A 19,015-nucleotide genomic window follows, 5' to 3' on the forward strand; every position below is an offset into this window, starting at 1 on the left:
TCAATGCCTTGAGTTGGGATAAAAGGTGAATAAAGTGCAATGAAAAAGACTTGATATCACAAAAAATCAATCACTTTTTCAGATTCAAGAAATTTAGGGGGATTTTGTAACTCCCCTGCTGCATAGCTACCGCCAAAAGCAGTATTTCCAGCCAGAGGCTAGAAACGAGATTTGAAGAGGGTTTTAGCTTACAGCAAATTGCAATCAAACGCGCTACATATAAAAATACTAAAACCAATGCTGGGCTTTGTTTTAGAATTCATTTTTGTGGTGAGTTTGATCGAAAACTGCTGTAAGTTGACACCAATGAGCAATGCTGTACCCTTACGACTCCTGAATTCTGTTTCAATAACAATTACTTTTTGTTTGCAATCCGCTTTATATCTTTATCTTGCATTTCTAAAAGTTCAGGGATAGTAACAAAGCTATAGCCCTGTTTGCGAAAGTTAGCAATAATTTCTGGTAAAGCTTGTACTGTTTTAGAACGATTACCACCACCATCATGCATTAGCACAATCCCACCTGGTTTGGCCTGCCTGAACACATTATTAATTAATTTTGGTACAGCCGGACGCGAGTAGTCTACAGAGTCAGACGACCAGAGAACGATGGCATATTTGCTATTTCTAGCGTAAGCAGCCACCCCATTGTGCATGATTCCCCCTGGCGGTCGAAACAAATTTGTTTTAATCCCTGTAACTTTATAAATCAAGTCTGCTGTGTGGTCAATTTCATAAGCAGCTGCTTGGGGATTCAAGAATTGATACCAATGATGCCAAGTATGATTGCCAATTACGTGACCTTCAGCAATCTCCCGCTTGACTAAGCTTGGATAATTCTTCACGTTTTGCCCAATGAGGAAAAATGTCCCTTTGATTTGATTTTGTTTAAGAATATCTAGTACTTGCGCGGTACTCTCAGGCCATGGCCCATCATCAAAAGTGAGAGCAATTACTTTCTGGTCAGGAGTAAGTTTTGCCGCCTCAATTATTTCCCCTTGAAAGCGTAATGGCACAGGATATGAGAGACTCTTTATTTGTGCTTGTTGCTGCCAAATTCTCAGCATCGTCGCTTTTAGGTCTTCAATCATCTGCTGAGTTCCAACCTTGGCTGGTAGATTGCTGACATTTATATTGTCTGTACTTTGAGCCTCAGAAGAGCTTGACTTGATAAGCATCATCGCCCCAACACCCAAACCAGTACTTAAGACCAGCAACGTAACTAATATTTTTTGTAGACCAAAAAATGACTTTTTTTCCTCCACTTCATAGCTCCTTAAAGGCTAGAACCATCTTTTTTTCACAAGAATTCTGGCAATTTTTTTATACTCTGATAAGCTTTGCTACGCAAGCTACAGTATGATTGGTATTTTTTGAAAGTTAGCTCCAACGCTGACTCTGAAAAAATGCCTTACCCGACGGATAATCTAATATCTATAATGTAAAATCCTCGCTATGAAGGTGAGAGCCAACTTAAGCGTTAATTTTTGTAGACTATAGGGATGAGGGGAATTTCGAGAACTGTAAAAGGCAATTAATCCTGCCTTCTTAACATGAATATATTTGATGTAGGTTAAATATTGCATATCCTATTGGCGAAGCCATTGCAAAATTATGACGAAGATGTGACCTTCCTTAGTGATAAAGGCACAGGGCAGACCTGTTAAAAAATTTCTTTGATCCTTAACCGTCCAAGATGAGTTTATACCATTAGCTGTGGAAAATTCTGTAAATAAATCATCTATTTTGTGGGGCGGGCAAGATGCATTGGTATCAAATTAACGCGAAACGGGCGGTTAGAAACCGCGTCTACACAACCAAAACTCACCTCCGTGGGTTTCAAACTCTTAATTTGACTTTAGTCCGAGGAGGCGGACTTTGCCTGTGTAGCCGCGTTCACGCAGTGTGCCGCAGGGAATTCCATTCGCCGGGCAAAAGTAGACACCAATGGGCAAGATGCCTGCCCTACAAAATGTTACAGGATACTTTTTTATTTGGAAATCCTTTAACGGGTTACAAGCTCGATATTACATCCCATGCAACTGCTAAAGTCCGATCGATATCCTCCTCGGTGTGAGCAAAAGAGGTAAACCCAGCTTCAAATTGAGAAGGTGCTAAATAAACACCATGCTCTAACATACCGCGATGAAAGCGTCCAAATTTGGCTGTGTCAGACTTTTTCGCATCTTCGTAGTTATGAACTGGGCCAGAAGTAAAGAATAAGCCGAACATGGCGCTGATTTGACCACCGCAAACTGCATGACCATTTTCTTTAGCAATTTGCAGCAAACCATCTCCTAGTTTTTTAGTAATCCGGTCAAGATACTCGTAAGTACCTGGCTTTTGCAGCAATTCTAAAGTCTTAATGCCAGCAGTCATCGCCAGGGGATTACCTGAAAGTGTCCCAGCTTGATATACGGGTCCGGCGGGAGCAACCATTGACATAATATCTCGACGACCACCATAGGCTCCTACTGGCAAACCACCACCAATTACCTTGCCTAAGGTTGTTAAATCGGGAGTGACGCCAAATTTTTCTTGAGCGCCACCGTAAGCAATGCGGAAGCCTGTCATTACTTCATCAAATACCAATAATGCTCCATATTCGTGAGTTAGTTCCCGTAACCCTTCTAGGAAGCCAGCATCAGGAGCAATAAATCCAGCATTGCCGACGACTGGCTCAAGAATGACACCGGCAATTTCGTCGCGATTTTCTTCAAACAAAACTCTGACGGCTTCTAGGTCGTTGAAAGGTGCGGTTAGAGTGGTGCTAGTTGCTAATTTAGGTACTCCTGGTGAGTCTGGCAAACCAAGTGTAGCAACACCAGAACCCGCCTTTACTAGAAATGCATCGGCGTGTCCGTGGTAGCAACCTTCAAACTTGATGATTTTCTCGCGGTTGGTGAAAGCCCGCATCAGTCGCAAAACTCCCATACAGGCTTCAGTTCCAGAGTTGACAAATCTGACCATTTCGATACTAGGAACGGCATCGATGACCATTTCTGCCAAAACATTTTCTAGGACTGAGGGAGCGCCGAAACTGGTACCTTTTTCTAAGGCTTCATGCAGCGCTGCAATGACTTCTGGATGAGCATGACCACAAATAGCTGGGCCCCATGTGCCTACATAGTCTATGTATTGATTGCCATCTACATCCCAAATATATGCGCCTTTAACACGATCAAAAACGATGGGTTGTCCGCCCACAGATTTAAAGGCACGAACTGGAGAACTAACTCCTCCGGGCATGAGGTTTTGAGCAGCGGCAAAGACTTCTTGTGATTTTGTTGTTTTAATTGTGGTATTTACCAAGGTTCATCTCCTAACAGTGGGCAATAAAAAGCTCTATCTTAGAATAGGGTCAAACACTGCTTAGAATTTCTATCGTATAGAATTAGCTGAACCAAAAAAATAACAATATGTTATGCAAGTCCAATGAAGACTTGACTTTACATATTCAAACTTGATGATTTAAGGCATACCAGGATCTTCCGTAAACTGTATCTTTGCATCAGTTTAGGAGTATGTCACAGCTAGATAACATAGTTCAATTCCAAAAAATATACTACTTGCCCTATTCTGAATGGTATCGTGAATCCATAAGTTATTCTCATTAGAGCAAACTAGCTGGTATGTCTTCTAACGATTCGCGATCGCTGCATTACACTATCCCGGTTGAGCAAATTCGCTATGATGAGCGGGGTCTAGTGCCTGCAATTGTCCAAGATTATCTGGATGGTACTGTCCTGATGATGGCATGGATGAATCAGGAATCGTTACAAAAGACTTTAGAAACTGAAGAAACTTGGTTTTGGAGTCGTTCTCGACAAGAATTATGGCACAAGGGGGCAACTTCGGGACATATCCAAAAAGTTCAGAGTATCCGTTATGACTGTGATAGTGATGCGCTGCTTATCGGTGTGGAGCAATTAGGAGATGTTGCCTGCCATACTGGAGAGCGCAGTTGCTTTCACCAAATAGAAGGAGAAATTGCCGCACCACCAGGGGATACATTGTCACAATTGTTTCAAGTAATCTGCGATCGCCGTGACAATCCTACTGAAAGTTCTTACACCTGTAAACTATTCGCAGGTGGTGATAACAAAATTTTGAAAAAGATCGGTGAGGAAACCGCCGAGGTAGTAATGGCTTTTAAGGATGATGAAGCAGATGCGATCGCAGGTGAAGTTGCAGATTTGCTATATCATACTTTGGTTGCCTTAGCTCACCATCAAGTTGATTTAAAATCGGTGTATCGCAAGTTACAAGAGCGTCGCCAGTAGAGCGAAAAAACAAGTCACTTCGCAACTCTTGAAGACGCTGCGCGTAGCAAGATCCCCAAAGAGATACGCTCCGAATTCAAAATTATTGATCCCCATAAACAAATTTAGTTGCTCTGTAAACGGACTTGGTATTTTTTGCGCTCAATTTATTTATGGTGATTATCTTTTTAGTTCTTAATGAGATTGATTTTTGGTTGTTTCATGTTAATCAAATCTCGTTATATACCTAGAATCTTTAATAAAGCCTGCCGATAAATATTTATTCCCTCATTATTTAAATGAGCACCATCTTCTGAACTGAAATCATCTTTCAAAGCATTATTCTCATTTAATGATTGAACCTGTTGTATTTCCAATGGTATATTATTTTTAATTGCAACTTGATTCATCACAGTATTGATTTGCTCTACCCGAAGGTTTGTTGCTGAAATACTTGGATCTTTACTAGCGGCAACTGTTGAGTAAAAAGCGGGAATTAAGAATATTTGATTACTCCCAAGGCTTCGCACTAAGGAAATTGAATCTTGGAGTTTGTTCGCAAATAAGGAATCACTTAATCCATACCAGGCATCATTTCCCCCAATAGCAATCACAGCTTTTTCGCATTTAATTTTAGTTGGGATGAGAAGTTTTAGTTGTTCAACAAGTGAAATCCCGCTTATCCCATTTAAGGCGAAATTAAAAGTACCTTTCCCCAGAGTATTACCCATTTCGGCAGTTACAGAATCCCCAAACAAGCAAGCCTGGAATTGCTTTCCTTGAGTAGCAAATTGCTGATATTGAACTTCAAGTTGCCATAAAGGTGTAGAACTTAAGTTATCTTTAGGTGGTATTTCAATAGGAGATAGATTTAACTTACTTGCTATTTCTAAGACTGCTGGAACATTAATAACTAGTCTTTGACTAGGATATGCTTCCAGAAAGCTGATGATACCCAAACCCTCTTGAGAATTCGCCCCGATGATTGCAGCCGCATCTAGTGCTTGTACCCCGGCTTGGTCACTACGGGCGATACCTTGGGAAACCGCAGATAGAATTTCTTTAGCTAGTTTAGTATTTAACAGCTTATCCAAAGCCACAATATCAAGAGATGCTTTTACTTGTAGCGCCTGATGAAACTCTTTTTGTTCTTCCCGACTGAAAAATTTGAGAAAAAATTGCAAATCAGAAGAAACTTCTTGCCTTTGTGCATACTTACGTAAATCAGCAATAGGTAGTGATTCTTCAAACACACCATAGCGAAAAACAATTTTCTCAGCGGCAAAACAGGGCATTGTAGTCGTCATCACTAATACGATGCAACTACACATACTCAGCACCAGATGACCTAAATATCTCATAAATCCTAATTGTTTGCGTAGCGTTTTCTGTAGATAGGCATTGCCGACGATACAAAAAAAGCCGTTGGGTAGTCTTATCAACTCTACCAATTTTCGAGAGCAGCGATAACAGCTAAAGCTTTACCGATAGCGCCACGGAGAGGAAGTCATTGAACGTCTACACTTTGAGAAGTATGTTACTCAGCCAAAATTCGATTGAGGTACTGTAAAATTGCTACGGCGATCGCTACACTCAAAATGAACCCTAGCCAGTAACTATTGGTAATAATTTGTGGTTTATCTAATGCCCATCCACCCAAGGGATGACCAATAAAAGAGCCAACTGCCCAACACAAAGCGTTGATGGAAAAATAAACGCCGCGCTGATTTTCTGGGGCTAACTCAGTCACTAAAGAAGCAGCAGATGGGGTATAAGAAACAATCGCCACTGCAAATACTCCCAATGCTAATGTTACCCAAACTAGTTGATGAGATGGGGCAGTGCCGCTTACCCAAATTAGTCCAAAACCAATTGCCCAGAAAATAGCCGAAACAGTCAGCGCCAGTGTGTGAGAGCAGCTTTTTAAGATGCTGGTGACAGGTAACTGACAAATAATAGCGAATACTAAATGCCAAGCAAATAATCCGCTAATAGTAGTTTCAGCAAATCCTTTGGCGGTACTTTCGACAAAGACAAAGTTTTTGAAGTAAAGCGGTAGGGTGCTGTGGATTTGAGAAATATAAATTGTGAAAAATATATTAACTGCTATGTAGACTAGGAAACGCCTATCTTTTAATACTGCCATCCAAGCAGCAAAAAGTTCTGTCTTTTCAGAATTCTCTATCTGCTGTTGTTCGGTTTCACTAACTCCCACATAGACAACTCCAAAAAATACCATAAACGAGATGGCATCAATCACAAATAGCCATCGATAACTCCCAATAATTGCAATTAAAAACCCAGCAAGCACAATTCCGATCGCTAACCCCAGATTATCAGCTAGTCGAGCGATCGCAAAAGTTTCGCGGCGATTGTCAATTTGGCTGGCGTCAGCAACCACAGCTTCAGCCGCCGGCCAATAGAAACCTATCCCTAAACCGCTAATCAAGCTACCAATTATCAAAGTAGTGAAATTATTGGTGGCCGCTAAAACTAGAGAACCAATTGCTGAAATCGCCGTGGCTAGCAACAAAGTACGGCGGCGTCCCCATCGTCCAGAATCAGCCAAAGAACCACCTCCAATCCGCCCGACGATGCCGGAAATCGAGGCGCTACCCAAGGCTACCCCAACACTGGTTGCAGATAAACCGAGTTGATTGACAAAAAAGATGGGGGCATAAAACAGGGTGAAGCCAGTACCAACTTCTGAGAAAAATCTCCCAATTGCGAAAATCCAGACCTGAGGATGTATCGATGGCAACCACGATGATAACTGAGATTGAGAAGCTAATTTCATGAGTTTAAATGTCATAGGTTGATGACATTTTTGTAATTCTTATCATTGGCTACTATTTTCCTCACTCATTCCACAGGGTTTCCACAGGGATTTTAGCAGTTTTCCACAGGTGCTATACGAGTTAATAGGCTTCTTACCGTCTGACTGGGGATTGTTAATTATCAGTAGCAAAGAAGTTTAAGGACTGAGTTTTCATGAAGTTAAGTAACGAAAAGTTGGCTTAAAGTCCTATTCTTTCGTTCGCATTTATTTTTTATACAATCGTTTTTAACATTTCGCAGCATTGACAAACCCACCCCCTCTTGGCGCACAATGATGCGGCTTGCTTTTGTAATCCGTTCAACCGTTGGCATCAAATGTGTAAAATATGTTACCAATGAATATCAGCGTAGATTGTTGGATAGCGAAAGAGCGTGTGAAGCCCTAAGCCGCTTTACCGCAAGCAACTTGTCCCTCTTGATTATCCTCATAGGAGGAAAATCTCATGAAAGCAACGGTTAGCATCTTTACAGAAATTCCCGAAACACTCCACGAATCCTTAAAAAACTACTTAGAAACCCATCCTGATTGGGATGAAAACAGAGTACTGACGGCGGCGCTATCATTGTTTTTACTTCAAAATGGAGATAGCGATCGCCGTGCTGCTCGTGTCTATCTGGAAACTTTGTTCCACCACTCCTCAGTAGAAATGCCCTGTACCGACTTACCAGCAACAGCTAATTTACTAGATACCCCGTAGGTACTGGTATGAAGGCGTTATTCTGGCTCATACCCTTATTAATGGGGCATTGCATACCATGTCCCATTAACGGAATTTTAAGCCAATAGCGATCGGCAATATTACAACAAAAAAGATCAGTAGATTCTGATCTTTAAAAAGGTTCCAATAGTTTCTTCTATTGCCAAAACTAGTTGGTAATAGCGCCAGATTTGAGTAGTATATTAGCTGACCGTTAGTATTTGTTATATAGCGGTTTTCTCTTGGATAAGCTGTTACGCCTTTAATTTGCACTAATATTTTTCCAATATAGTTGTGGGGTGGGCATCTTGCCCGCCCTGATAATGCAAGTTGTATACGTAACAGCTTACAAACATGTTTGTTGGTTCGTACAGCCAAAACACAAGAGGAAATTCTTGTTTCTAGCCTCTGGGTAGAAATGAACATCATTAGACTTCTTGCAGAAGTCGGGCAAAGGGCAAGGGGTAAAAGTTTTGCATTTTACCCCTTGCCCTTTTAACCACGAGAGTGCAAAAAGCACTTTTGCAAGAGGTCTATTGGGTTGCTACCGCAAATTCAGATGTTGGTAGCCCCACAATAAGCATTCCCAGCAAGAAACTGGAAACGAGAGAAGGCTTTTTCTGTATTTAAGGAATATCTACCTATGTTGATTGTCTAAATTTGTCTTTTACTAAAGTCAAAGAAATTCACTAAATATCTGCCCCAAGAGTCAACAGTCAAGAGTTAAAAAACTCTAGACTATAAAACTCAGGACTTGGCTTCCAATTGCTGGGGATGGGCAGGAGATTCAAACTTATAGCCTACGCCGCGTACAGTTTGAATTAATGCCGGCTGACTAGCATCAATTTCAATCTTCTTGCGAATTTGGCCAATATGTACATCTACAACCCGCTGGTCGCCGACATATTCATAATCCCAGACCTCTTGGATGAGTTCTGCACGCCGCCAAACTCGGCCGGGATGACTGGCTAAAAAATGCAACAAGTCAAATTCCAGAGCAGTTAAAGGTACTGGTTGATTATTGAGTGCTACCTCCCGTCGCACCGGATCAATCATAAGTTTTTCAAATACCAAGCGTTTCTGCTCGGCCGTAGTTATCACTCGCTGACGCCTCAAAATAGCTCCGACTCTGACTTCTAGCTCTCCTAGCCCAAAAGGCTTGGTGAGATAGTCGTCAGCACCTTTAGCAAAGCCACGAATTTTGTCAGCTTCGTCAGCACGGCTAGTCAACATCAGAACAAAAACACCATTACGACTTTGCATCTCTTGGCAGAGGTTAAACCCTGTGACATCTGGTAAATTCACATCTAGAATCACCAAATCAGGGTTAAATTGCTCAAATAGAGTTAAGGCTGTCTTTCCATCTTCGGCAGCCTCCACCTGATAGTTCTGCTTAATCAAAAAGCGTTGGATTAAATTCCGAACCGCAGGGTCGTCGTCAACTACAAGAATCTTGGCGGGAGCCATGACCATTACTTTGCACAAAAATTCGTAAGATTAACAAGAGAATTGCGTAAAAACGCAGTTGCCACTTTGGCACTAACTAAGAATCTACATGGCTACGGTATAAGAATCCCGATCATTCAAAAATAAATACTCTAATCAGGATTGTGGGCGATGAGAACGCGAAATTTCTGTTATGCACAGTATATAAGCGCTCTGCCTTTAGTCGCAACAGTTCTTGATACCAAAACACCTCTTAATCCCAGTTAGGTGGTAACTTAAAACGTTTTAATTTTAAATCGATATGCGGATATATACCACAAGCGATTATTCAGTATAGTTAAAAAAAATCTATTAGGGCACTGTAAGTTGCCAAATTTGAAATAGGAAAGTTGATTTTTTCATAAAAACTATGCATTTTTAGGTACTCTCCGATCAAATTCTAGATTAGAGCCAGAATTAAGCAACGGCATGAGGGTATACACGGAGTTATAGCGATATGTTAAAGTGACTATAGTTGAAATTACAAAGTCGATCAAACTAACCCGTGCTACTATCCTGGTAGGGCATAAAGTAGATCGAGACTTTAGTTTCGATCAAAATAAAACCTAAAGCTGTTTTTTCTTCGACATAAAGACTGCCGCTGACTGAGGCTGAAGTAATAAACTCCCATGAGCGATCAAAATCCCTACGAAAAACTTGGGGTATCAGAAGAGGCTAGCTTCGATGAAATTCAGGATGCTCGTAATCGCCTATTCGAGCAACACAATGGCGATGCCAAGCATTTAGAAGTAATTGAAGCGGCTTACGATGCGATTTTAATGGATCGCCTACGGATGCGCCAGGAAGGTAAAATCAAAGTCCCTGAACGTATCCGGTTTCCAGAGTTGCGAGTGCAATCGCCTCCTAAAGAAAGTCCAATCCCTCGCCAGCAGTCACCTGCATGGCTACAACGGCTAATCGATGAGCCATCGCCTGCGGATATACTTTTACCAGGAGCTTGGTTTCTTGGTTTGAGTTCTATTAGCCTGTTCTATCCAGAGGGAGGCGAGCAGGTTTTACAGTTGGCATTGGTGGTTGGTGTAGGCACTAGTATTTACTTTCTCAATCGTAAGGAAGGCAAATTTGGCCGGGCAGTTTTACTCACCCTGCTTACTTTAATAATTGGCTTAATCGCTGGGGGACTAGTTGCTATCTGGCTTTTACCACAAATACCATTCCTCAATCTGTCATCGAATCAGTTCTCTACTGTACTGACGTTTATATTCTTTTGGTTGGTTAGTAGCTTTCTACGCTAAATCGATAGCCGTAAGGAAGCTTCTAGAAACTTTTAAAAAGAATACATGATTGATTTGTGTTATTTTTCTTGGTTTTAACACGCGGTAAGGGTGCATATACGTGTACCCTCACTACGGATATGGTATTGATTCAAGCTGTTGCAGCCTACAGAGTCTTTCTAGGCAAGGCGTTGAGATTCTAGAACTAAATCTACAGCAGTGCTAAAGTCTTTAACTATTAAGTCGGGGTGGTAAAGTTCCAATTGGGTGCGATCGCGAATCCCACACTCTACAGCCATCACTTTAATATTATAATTTTTCGCAGCGGTGATATCGGCTTCTGTATCTCCCACCATCCAGGTATCAGCAGCGGGGGGCAATTCTTGTAATGCCCTAGCCATTAACAAGGGCTTATCTTCAATATCACGAGTTTTCACGTAGTCGTTATTTAGGCAATAACAACGGTTTTCTGGGAAAAATCTACCTAAATCGTATTTTTTGAAAGCATAATCTAGTTCTCGAACTCGGCGCATCGTCATCACTGCTAAATCAATGCCAGCTTGTTGAATTTTTAACAGTGCATCCACAGCACCAGGCGCGAGAGTATCATAGTTGAAATAAGCTTCTGTATGCACAGTTTGCCGCCGTAATTGGGCGAATTCTTGGGCTTGGGCTTCGTCTAACCCTGAATTTAAGGCGATTTGTTTTTCAGGAATGCGCGATCGCTTTAACTCCCAAAATTCCGCTTTCGGAAGTTCTTGCACTACTTGGTTTGGACGACGGGTTTTATCTAAGCAGAATTGATAAACACGGTAGTACCGTTCAGAAACATCAATAATTGGGCCGTCGAAGTCAGTAATCAGTCTTAGCATCGGCGGGAAATGTTAATTTTTATTAAGATTATCTCAGATGTACGGCTATTTTTCGAGAGATAAATTTAGTATCAGCATTCTACTGCAAAGTACCGCGTTTGATTTGTTCGCTTTCAATGGCTTCAAATAAGGCGCGAAAATTACCTTCACCAAAACCTTTAGCTTGGAAACGGCGTTCAATAAACTCAAAGAAAAATGTTGGCTGTTCAAAAATGGGCTGAGTGAAAATTTGCAGTAGTAGGGGTGCGGTTTGTTGTGCCCCTACGGGAGTATACTCTTGCCAGTCCACCAGAATTTCTTGTTGAGCGATCGCATCCAGTTCTAGAGGTGATAGTGTGAGTCCTGGACGCTGTTTTAGCTGGGTGTAATAGGTTTGGGGAACCGAGAGTAAGGATAAACCATTAGCACGAAATTTAGCGATCGCACTTACAAGATTATTCGTCCGCAAGGCAATATGTTGAATTCCTGGCCCCCGGTTGACATCGAGAAACTCCTGAATTTGAGAATTGCTAGAAGCCGGTTCATTAATTGGCAATTGGACGCTACCGTTGCGCGAAACCATCACCTGGCTGTGTAAAGCAGAACGATTGGTTTTAATTTTAAATGCTTGCTGGGGTTGAAAATCTAGGATTTTTTCGTACCAAGCCACAGCACTCTCTAATTCCCCAACTGCGACGTTCAGCACTATATGATCTATGGCGGTAAAAGTGTTGTCATTGGTCATTTGTCCTTTGTCAAAAACTAATGACAGATGACTACTGACTAATGACCTTTCTATCAAAGTATGAGTCAGTCCACCCCAAGCGGCAATCTTGCCACATTTGATAAATGCCGTACCTATCCGGCGTTCCTGAATGGATTGCAGAATTGTAGCACCGTGCATTTGAGCTAGTGCGATCGCGCCTTCGACATCTTCAACAGCAAAAGCCACATCTGCCACACCAGGGGGATATTGACGCAGAAACTCGGCTACTGGACTGGTAGGCAACAGTGGTGAAGACAGAAAAAAGCAGACATCACCACTTTTCACCACTTCTGTACAAGTATGAAATGAACTGATGCGATCGGCTACTGGTTGAAAACCAAGATGGTGTATAAACCAATCCCGCCATACCTTCGCGTCTTCTACATAGAAATGAACGTGATCAATTTTCATAAATACTGAAAATACAGCATAACAGCTTATATCTCTGTAAATTTTGCCATTTTTGCTAGATTTTCACGTCCTTCCTAAGCAAGAATTATCTAAGCGTACTCCCACTCTAAAAGAACAGATGACTATCAGGTTGAATATTAATTTCCATTGGTACAGCTTGCGGTTCGGCAGAAAGGGCAAAGAAAATCGCATTGGCAGCAGTTTCAGGACTAAGCATTTTTTTCCGGTCTACTTTTAGGTTGACGTTATCCCAGAAAGGAGAATCTACCCCACCAAAGTAGAATAGCGTGAACTTGATACCAAAACGCTTGAGTTCTTCTGCCATGCACTTGCTGAAACCGACAACACCAAACTTAGAAGCAGAATAAGCCGCTGCCATCCCCATCGAATGCTTGCCTAGAATTCCAACTACATTACAGATGTGACCAGACTTGCGCTTTTGCATCTCTTCAGCAGCCGCTTGAGTGGTGTAGAAGCTGCCTTTTAAGTTGACATCTAGCATCTTGTCTAAATCAGCTGGTTCCAGGCTGTTGTAGGGCTTGAGTATACCAGCACCAGCTGCATTCACTAAAATATCGATTTGACCAAACTCAGCGATGGTCTTTTTTATCAAAGTATCTACCTGTTGAGGGTCAGTAATATCTGTAGGAACGCTCAAAACTTCCCCTGGTAAATCATTTGCCAGTGTTGCTAAACGACTGGCATCTCTCGCAGCCAATACCAACCGAACTCCTGTAGGTGCAAGTTTGTATGTTAAAGCTGAACCAATACCACCAGTAGCACCGACAATAACAACGACTTTATCTTGCATCTTATTATTTACATTTCTTTACATCTTTTTACATAATACAGAATTACAGGCTCAGGTTGTAGGTAAATATCCAGAAAAAATCTATTCGGAGAGTAGCGGCATTACTTCATATTCCTTACCACTCGCTTTTAATGTAAATGTGGGAGATGATTCTAAATATTTAGTAAAATTGTAACCTAACTTTAATTTTTTAATAATTGAATTAGGAGATTATCCGGTTATTTTCTGTAATTCGGAACCTAACTTAGACACAGATAATTTAGTTTTAGGTGACTTGAGTTGTATATCCTTAATAATGTTTAATAGTAATTCATCTAACGTTTTTTTATTAAAAATTACCGAAGAATTTTCTTCTTGAATAGATTGTGCAGATAAGTTATCTAAAATCGGGCTTATTTCCTCAATTTCTGCTTGCTTAGGATGATGTTTAATGTTGATATTGGCTCTTTCTTGAAATAAACTTTCTATCGTTGCTAAACTGTTTAATCGAGCATTGATTGAATTTTGTTCATTTTTAATTAAATCTTGAATTTGCTCAACCACTTTTTCCAAAGATGGAACTTCTGTTGCCATTGTTAAAGAATAATAAGTTAATTTGGCAGTATTTCGGTTTTCTATATGCAAAGCTTGTCCTTGTCTACGTACCCAATAAACAATCAATCCCTGGTTTTGGAGTTCGTTACAGAGGTGAATTAAAATTCCATCGCTAGAACAGACTAAAATTTCTTTAACTGTTGGATAAGAGCGTAAAATACAAGCACCAAATGCAATCATTTTTGCATCAGCGCTATCCTTACCCTCTGGCACATGGACAAGTTGATAACCACGATTATATAATTCAATATCTTTCTTCCCAATACTAGGATTTCTCCAGTTAGCAAATGCCATTTTAAATTGGAGAGGATACTTACAAATACTGGCTAAAAATAATTCTGAATTCACATCTAATTTTAAGTTTTCTGCATCCAAAAGCAGAAGTGAAATTCCTGTTTCTAATTGATGTTTAATTTCGGATTTTTGTTGAATTTTTTGGATAAATTGGCTAAATGCAGCAGATTCTAGCCAACCAGCCGATAAGATAACTTGCAGTAATTCTTCAGCTAATCTCAAACTAAAAGAGTCAAGGCTTTTCTCTGTGATTTTTTCTTCTAGAAAGTTGTTCACTAAAGAAAGTTCCGTTGCTTCAGCCGTAGATACTTTTGTATGCCCGTTACTATTAGCAAGCAAGTCAGTTTTTAGAGAAGCAGGGAATACAGGCTCAAGGAATTGTTTACCACAATTTTTGCAGAGGTAATTCTGCTTGTCATTCCGACGACCATTTTTACGATATGAAGTAGATTCGCACCGGGGACATTTCATTTTATGATTCAGGTGGTCTAGAGCAGATACTTGTCTTTAAATATATAGTATAAAAAAATACTGCAAATGTCAGTTCGTATTGCCCAACACAAGAAAAATTCAAGGCAAGAGGAAATTAAATTTAACCCTTAATTTCCGCTTGCTTCATATAGTAACCCTCTAAATAGCTAGAATTTTAGAAACTCTTCAACTTACGCGGGCGAAAACATAGTCGCGGGTGCGAGAATCTACGGGGTTAGTAAACATTTTATTTGTAGTACCAAATTCAACCATTTGAGTAATCCGATTTTCATTACTACAAAAGAAAGCTGTAAAATCAGATAGGCGAGTAACTTGCTGCATATTGTGAGTAACAATCACAATTGTTAATTCAGAACGTAAATTATGGATTAAATTCTCAATTTTTATGCTGGCTGAAGGATCAAGACCTGAACAAGGTTCATCCATCAACAAAACGTTCGGCTTGACTGCTAAAGCACGAGCAATACATAGTTTTTGTTGTTGACCACCAGAAAGTTCTAAAGCAGATTTGTGCAGCTTATTTTTAACTTCATCCCAAAGTTCGGCAGCTTTGATGGCAGATTCAACAATTCCATCTAATTCTACTTTCGGATGCCATCCAACCAATTTCACCCCATAAGCAACATTATCATAAACGCTCATAGGAAAAAGATTTGGCTTGGGAAAAACCATACTAACTTGGCGACGTAAGCGATTGATATTAACACGACGCTCATAAATACTCTGTCCAAAAAATTCTACTTTTCCTTCAACTCTCACTTCTGCTTCTAATTCACTCATGCGATTTAACGATTTAAGAAAAGTAGACTTGCCACAACCACTAGAACCAATAATTGCTGTGATTTGGTTTTGGTAAATATCCATTGACACGCCTTCAACTATCTTTTGAGTGTCGTAATAGAAGCTGAAGTTTTTGACTCTGATAGCTGGAATTAGTTTACTCATATTCCCAAAACGTGTGAAACAAAACTTGACTAGGTAAAACAGTACAAATCAGCGCCGCTGTTTCACTATGTTACTCCCAAAAGGAGATATTCATGGAAATTACGTAGCTACATGGTAGCTATACAGCAGATAAACGGTTAATGAATACCTGTATTCAAGCCGTGTCCCTAAATTTATCTTTTAAAGACTTTTTATACCCCTTTTTCACACCTTAACTATATCTTTAGAGAGGCGTGATAAATTGCCGTCTCTACAGGTAATTTATCCATCAATTATTTATTGACAGACTACTACGGTGTACACACAATTCCTAAAACCTGAATTAGGAAACAGATGTGGTTCAAATACATGAAAACTGCTATAAGATTTTAACCAAAACGCCCTGAAATATAGTCGCGGGTGCGGGGATCTAGTGGGTTGTTAAAGATTTGCTCTGTAGCGCCAAATTCAACCATTTGACCAATGCGACTTTCATCGGTGCTGAAGAAAGCCGTAAAATCAGAGACACGAGCAGCTTGCTGCATATTGTGGGTAACGATCGCAATTGTCAACTCAGACTGTAAACTATGGAGCAGTTCTTCAACTTTCATCGTAGCGATGGGGTCAAGAGCCGAGCAAGGCTCATCCATCAATAGAACTTTCGGTTTGACTGCTAAAGCACGGGCAATACATAATCTTTGTTGTTGACCACCAGAAAGCCCTAAAGCGGATTTATCCAGCTTATCTTTGACTTCATGCCAAAGAGCAGCACTGTGAAGTGCAGATTCGACAATTTCATCTAATTCTAATTTTGAATATCTACCCGCTATTCTCATCCCGTAGGCAACATTTTCATAAATACTAATCGGAAAAGGATTCGGTTTTTGGAAGACCATACCAATTTGGCGGCGTAACCGATTGATGTTGACACGAGGGGCATAAATATTCTGACCAAAAAATTCTACATCTCCTTCAACTTTTACGGGGCCTTCTAATTCACTAATACGATTAAGAATTTTGATGAAGGTAGATTTACCACAACCACTAGGGCCAATAATTGCGGTTACTTGATTTTGATAAATATCTATTGATACCTTTTCGATTGCTTTTATAGTGCCATAGTAAAAGCTGATATTTTTAACTTTTATGGCTGGAATTAGGTTACTCATGCTTTCCCAAGGTGCGAAACAAAAACAAAAATTTATTTTATCGAACAGAATTCAGTAGTCAGGAGTCAGAATTCAGAATGAATTTTCTCCGAAGCGGTAGCGAGTATTTTCGAGTTGCGTCTTGATTCTGACCAGAGACGGAGCGTCTCCGGCTCCGCTCCTGAATTCTGACTTCTGAATTCTGAATTCTTCTTCAATTTAGTCTTCTCTGTCTAATAACTAAGCGAGAAAGAATACTTACACATAAAATTAAGCTGAGTAGAACTATAGAAGTAGTCCAGACTAATTGGCCTTTTTGCGGATCTGGGTCGTTGTAGAGATTAAAAATCAATACTGGTAAGGAAGCTGTTGGACTTAACAATCCTTCTGACCAATCTAGACTAAATAAAGCAGTAAAAATTAAGGGTGCTGTTTCCCCAGCTGCACGAGCTACAGCTAATAAAATACCTGTGGTAATTCCGGGGATTGCAGCAGTTACAATGATGCGAAAAGTTGTTTGGAAGCGAGTTCCGCCCAAAGCAGCGGAAGCGAGGCGTTGAGATGTGGGAATAAGTTTTAAGGATTCTTCTGTTGTCAGTATAATTACAGGTAGCATAATTACGGCTAAAGCAAAACCACCTGCGATCGCACTAAATCCTTTAGTTACTAAAACTATTACACCATAAGCGAATACGCCGACAACAATTGAAGGCACACCTGTCAAAATATTAGTGATAAAACGAACAAATCCAGCGATGGGATTGCCTTGACCAAATTCCGCCAAGAAAATTCCTGTCATGATACCTGTGGGAATGCTTAAAATAGCACCAATTACTACCATAATTATGGTTCCCAGGATGGCATTACCAAAGCCATTGTCAATCACTGTTTTGACAAACATCTCTGATTTCAATCCAGATATTCCTCTGATGAGAATTTCCCACAAAATTGATAATAAAGGAATGAGTGCTAGACCTGTCAAACCAAATGCGATCGCATTCATTGCATAAGTAAATATTACTCGTTCTGTTGGCAAAGGGCTGCATAATTCTTTCGCTAAAGATTCATCATTTTCTGACTGGATATAACCACTCATATTTTTTCAAGTTTTGATTGATAAATGTCTTGCTACACTAATATTTGTGGAAATTTTAAACATAAGCAGTATTAGCTATTTTTCCTGCCAACCCACTTAACTAAGAGTACAGCGCCAATATTTACAGCTAGAGTCAACCCAAACAAAATCAATGCTAAATAGCTTAAAGCGCCTATATGCAGTCCCGGTTCAGCTTCGGCAAATTCATTAGCTAATACAGAGGGAATCGTATAGGCTGGATTGAGTAGAGAAGCACTGATTTGAGCAGAGTTGCCAATCACCATAGTGACAGCCATTGTTTCACCCAAAGCACGTCCTAAAGCGAGCATGGCTGCACTCACCATTCCAGAAAATCCAGCTGGTAACAAGACCCGAAAAACTGTTTCCCAGCGAGTGCCACCCAAAGCCATAGATGCACTACGTAATTCTTTAGGGATAGCCATTAAGACATCACGAGTAATTGCTGCCATTGTGGGCAAAATCATGATGGCTAGAATAATTCCAGCAGTCAACATATTAGTCCCCGAAGGATCTTCTGTGTTAAATAGTAGTATCCATTTCAAAGTACTGGCTAGCCATTTTTGGAGAGGTTCGAGAAATGGAATAAAAACAAAAATTCCCCACAAACCAATAATTACACTAGGAATTGCTGCGATTAATTCAACAACAAATGCTAGGATGATTCGGAGCGATGAAGGTAAGAAATTTTCACTCGTGACTAAGGCTACTGCTATTCCAATTGGGACAGCAAATAAAATAGCGATCGCACTACTTACCAAAGTTCCATAAATATAGGGTAATGCCCCAAAAATCTTATTACCTGTATCCCAATCTTGCCCCCACAAAAACCCTAATCCAAACTGCTGAATAGCTGGTAGAGCTTCGTGTAAAATTACCCAACTCATCAAAAATAGCACTGCAACGGTAATCACAGCAAAAAAGTATACTAACTGTGTAAAACTTTGGTCAAACCAGAAATTTGTGCCGCCGATCGCTGTTAGATTAAAACTTTCATCATCTAGATTTGAATCATCTGATGAATTGCTATCGGCTGGTTCCGATGAATTTGCCATTACAAATCAATAAAATAGATTTTTTTATTAGTAGAGTG

Annotated in this window: 15 protein-coding genes and 1 pseudogene; 3 read left to right on the forward strand and 13 right to left on the reverse strand. The window is 40.3% G+C overall.

The window, feature by feature from the left end; genetic code table 11:
* Positions 1–355 precede the first annotated feature (355 nt).
* Both V7L31_RS22160 and hemL read right to left on the reverse strand, forming a co-directional pair.
* Positions 356–1,264: a polysaccharide deacetylase family protein gene (locus V7L31_RS22160; protein ID WP_334698260.1), complete on the reverse strand. Its 909-nt coding sequence runs from the start codon at positions 1,262–1,264 to the stop codon at positions 356–358.
* A 748-nt stretch (positions 1,265–2,012) separates the two neighbouring features.
* The gene (gene hemL, locus V7L31_RS22165) at positions 2,013–3,311 is read right to left on the reverse strand and encodes a glutamate-1-semialdehyde 2,1-aminomutase (protein WP_334698261.1); all 1,299 of its coding nucleotides are present in this window, start codon (positions 3,309–3,311) and stop codon (positions 2,013–2,015) included.
* A 320-nt stretch (positions 3,312–3,631) separates the two neighbouring features.
* On the opposite strand from hemL, the gene hisIE reads away from it, so the two are divergent.
* Complete coding sequence (hisIE, locus tag V7L31_RS22170; protein WP_334698262.1) at positions 3,632–4,282, forward strand: bifunctional phosphoribosyl-AMP cyclohydrolase/phosphoribosyl-ATP diphosphatase HisIE; 651 nt, start codon at positions 3,632–3,634, stop codon at positions 4,280–4,282.
* Positions 4,283–4,500: 218 nt separating this feature from the next.
* Here hisIE and V7L31_RS22175 read toward each other — a convergent pair whose 3' ends face one another.
* Both V7L31_RS22175 and V7L31_RS22180 read right to left on the reverse strand, forming a co-directional pair.
* Positions 4,501–5,568, reverse strand: a complete 1,068-nt coding sequence (locus tag V7L31_RS22175; RefSeq protein ID WP_334698263.1) for an alpha/beta hydrolase — start codon at positions 5,566–5,568, stop codon at positions 4,501–4,503.
* 230 nt (positions 5,569–5,798) lie between these two features.
* Entirely contained in the window at positions 5,799–7,058 is a 1,260-nt protein-coding gene (locus tag V7L31_RS22180; protein WP_334698264.1) for an MFS transporter, read from the reverse strand.
* 484 nt (positions 7,059–7,542) lie between these two features.
* Here V7L31_RS22180 and V7L31_RS22185 point away from each other — a divergent pair.
* Positions 7,543–7,734 (forward strand): annotated as a pseudogene (locus tag V7L31_RS22185) (DUF2811 domain-containing protein); the annotation flags it as partial.
* An 810-nt stretch (positions 7,735–8,544) separates the two neighbouring features.
* On the opposite strand, the gene V7L31_RS22190 reads toward V7L31_RS22185, so the two are convergent.
* Entirely contained in the window at positions 8,545–9,264 is a 720-nt protein-coding gene (locus V7L31_RS22190) for a response regulator transcription factor (RefSeq protein WP_334698265.1), read from the reverse strand.
* 647 nt (positions 9,265–9,911) lie between these two features.
* On the opposite strand from V7L31_RS22190, the gene V7L31_RS22195 reads away from it, so the two are divergent.
* Entirely contained in the window at positions 9,912–10,538 is a 627-nt protein-coding gene (locus V7L31_RS22195) for a CPP1-like family protein (RefSeq protein ID WP_334698266.1), read from the forward strand.
* 158 nt (positions 10,539–10,696) lie between these two features.
* On the opposite strand, the gene V7L31_RS22200 is transcribed toward V7L31_RS22195, so the two are convergent.
* The 8 genes from V7L31_RS22200 to pstC all read right to left on the reverse strand — a co-directional run bounded on the left by V7L31_RS22200 (position 10,697) and on the right by pstC (position 18,977).
* Entirely contained in the window at positions 10,697–11,389 is a 693-nt protein-coding gene (locus V7L31_RS22200) for an HAD family hydrolase (protein ID WP_334698267.1), read from the reverse strand.
* 79 nt (positions 11,390–11,468) lie between these two features.
* Complete coding sequence (gene hppD / locus V7L31_RS22205) at positions 11,469–12,545, reverse strand: 4-hydroxyphenylpyruvate dioxygenase (RefSeq protein ID WP_334698268.1); 1,077 nt, start codon at positions 12,543–12,545, stop codon at positions 11,469–11,471.
* A 106-nt stretch (positions 12,546–12,651) separates the two neighbouring features.
* A complete protein-coding gene (locus V7L31_RS22210) occupies positions 12,652–13,356 on the reverse strand; it encodes an SDR family oxidoreductase (RefSeq protein WP_334698269.1) in 705 nt (234 codons plus the stop codon).
* Between the two features lie 210 nt (positions 13,357–13,566).
* Positions 13,567–14,715, reverse strand: a complete 1,149-nt coding sequence (locus tag V7L31_RS22215; RefSeq protein WP_334698270.1) for an IS1/IS1595 family N-terminal zinc-binding domain-containing protein — start codon at positions 14,713–14,715, stop codon at positions 13,567–13,569.
* Between the two features lie 186 nt (positions 14,716–14,901).
* Positions 14,902–15,681 carry a phosphate ABC transporter ATP-binding protein gene (locus V7L31_RS22220; RefSeq protein WP_179065392.1) on the reverse strand — a complete coding sequence of 260 codons (780 nt, stop codon included), beginning with the start codon at positions 15,679–15,681 and terminating at the stop codon, positions 14,902–14,904.
* A gap of 368 nt (positions 15,682–16,049) precedes the next feature.
* Positions 16,050–16,829 (reverse strand): phosphate ABC transporter ATP-binding protein PstB, encoded by a 780-nt coding sequence (gene pstB / locus V7L31_RS22225; RefSeq protein ID WP_334698271.1) that lies wholly within the window; start codon positions 16,827–16,829, stop codon positions 16,050–16,052.
* Between the two features lie 193 nt (positions 16,830–17,022).
* Positions 17,023–17,904, reverse strand: coding sequence for a phosphate ABC transporter permease PstA (gene pstA, locus V7L31_RS22230; RefSeq protein WP_334698272.1), 882 nt, complete (start codon positions 17,902–17,904; stop codon positions 17,023–17,025).
* A gap of 71 nt (positions 17,905–17,975) precedes the next feature.
* On the reverse strand, positions 17,976–18,977 hold the full coding sequence (gene pstC, locus V7L31_RS22235) for a phosphate ABC transporter permease subunit PstC (protein ID WP_334698273.1): 1,002 nt from the start codon (positions 18,975–18,977) through the stop codon (positions 17,976–17,978).
* Positions 18,978–19,015: the final 38 nt, after the last annotated feature.

Origin of the sequence: Nostoc sp., assembly GCF_036916655.1 — a bacterium.
Lineage (GTDB): Bacteria > Cyanobacteriota > Cyanobacteriia > Cyanobacteriales > Nostocaceae > Nostoc.

Bases quoted from the DNA above. Each gene is read 5' to 3' on its own strand.
- hisIE (WP_334698262.1), top strand. From the start codon at position 3,632: ATGTCTTCTAACGATTCGCGATCGCTGCATTACACTATCCCGGTTGAG.
- V7L31_RS22175 (WP_334698263.1), bottom strand. From the start codon at position 5,568: ATGACGACTACAATGCCCTGTTTTGCCGCTGAGAAAATTGTTTTTCGC.
- V7L31_RS22180 (WP_334698264.1), bottom strand. From the start codon at position 7,058: ATGAAATTAGCTTCTCAATCTCAGTTATCATCGTGGTTGCCATCGATA.
- V7L31_RS22190 (WP_334698265.1), bottom strand. From the start codon at position 9,264: ATGGCTCCCGCCAAGATTCTTGTAGTTGACGACGACCCTGCGGTTCGG.
- V7L31_RS22195 (WP_334698266.1), top strand. From the start codon at position 9,912: ATGAGCGATCAAAATCCCTACGAAAAACTTGGGGTATCAGAAGAGGCT.
- V7L31_RS22200 (WP_334698267.1), bottom strand. From the start codon at position 11,389: ATGCTAAGACTGATTACTGACTTCGACGGCCCAATTATTGATGTTTCT.
- hppD (WP_334698268.1), bottom strand. From the start codon at position 12,545: ATGAAAATTGATCACGTTCATTTCTATGTAGAAGACGCGAAGGTATGG.
- V7L31_RS22210 (WP_334698269.1), bottom strand. From the start codon at position 13,356: ATGCAAGATAAAGTCGTTGTTATTGTCGGTGCTACTGGTGGTATTGGT.
- V7L31_RS22215 (WP_334698270.1), bottom strand. From the start codon at position 14,715: ATGAAATGTCCCCGGTGCGAATCTACTTCATATCGTAAAAATGGTCGT.
- V7L31_RS22220 (WP_179065392.1), bottom strand. From the start codon at position 15,681: ATGAGTAAACTAATTCCAGCTATCAGAGTCAAAAACTTCAGCTTCTAT.
- pstB (WP_334698271.1), bottom strand. From the start codon at position 16,829: ATGAGTAACCTAATTCCAGCCATAAAAGTTAAAAATATCAGCTTTTAC.
- pstA (WP_334698272.1), bottom strand. From the start codon at position 17,904: ATGAGTGGTTATATCCAGTCAGAAAATGATGAATCTTTAGCGAAAGAA.
- pstC (WP_334698273.1), bottom strand. From the start codon at position 18,977: ATGGCAAATTCATCGGAACCAGCCGATAGCAATTCATCAGATGATTCA.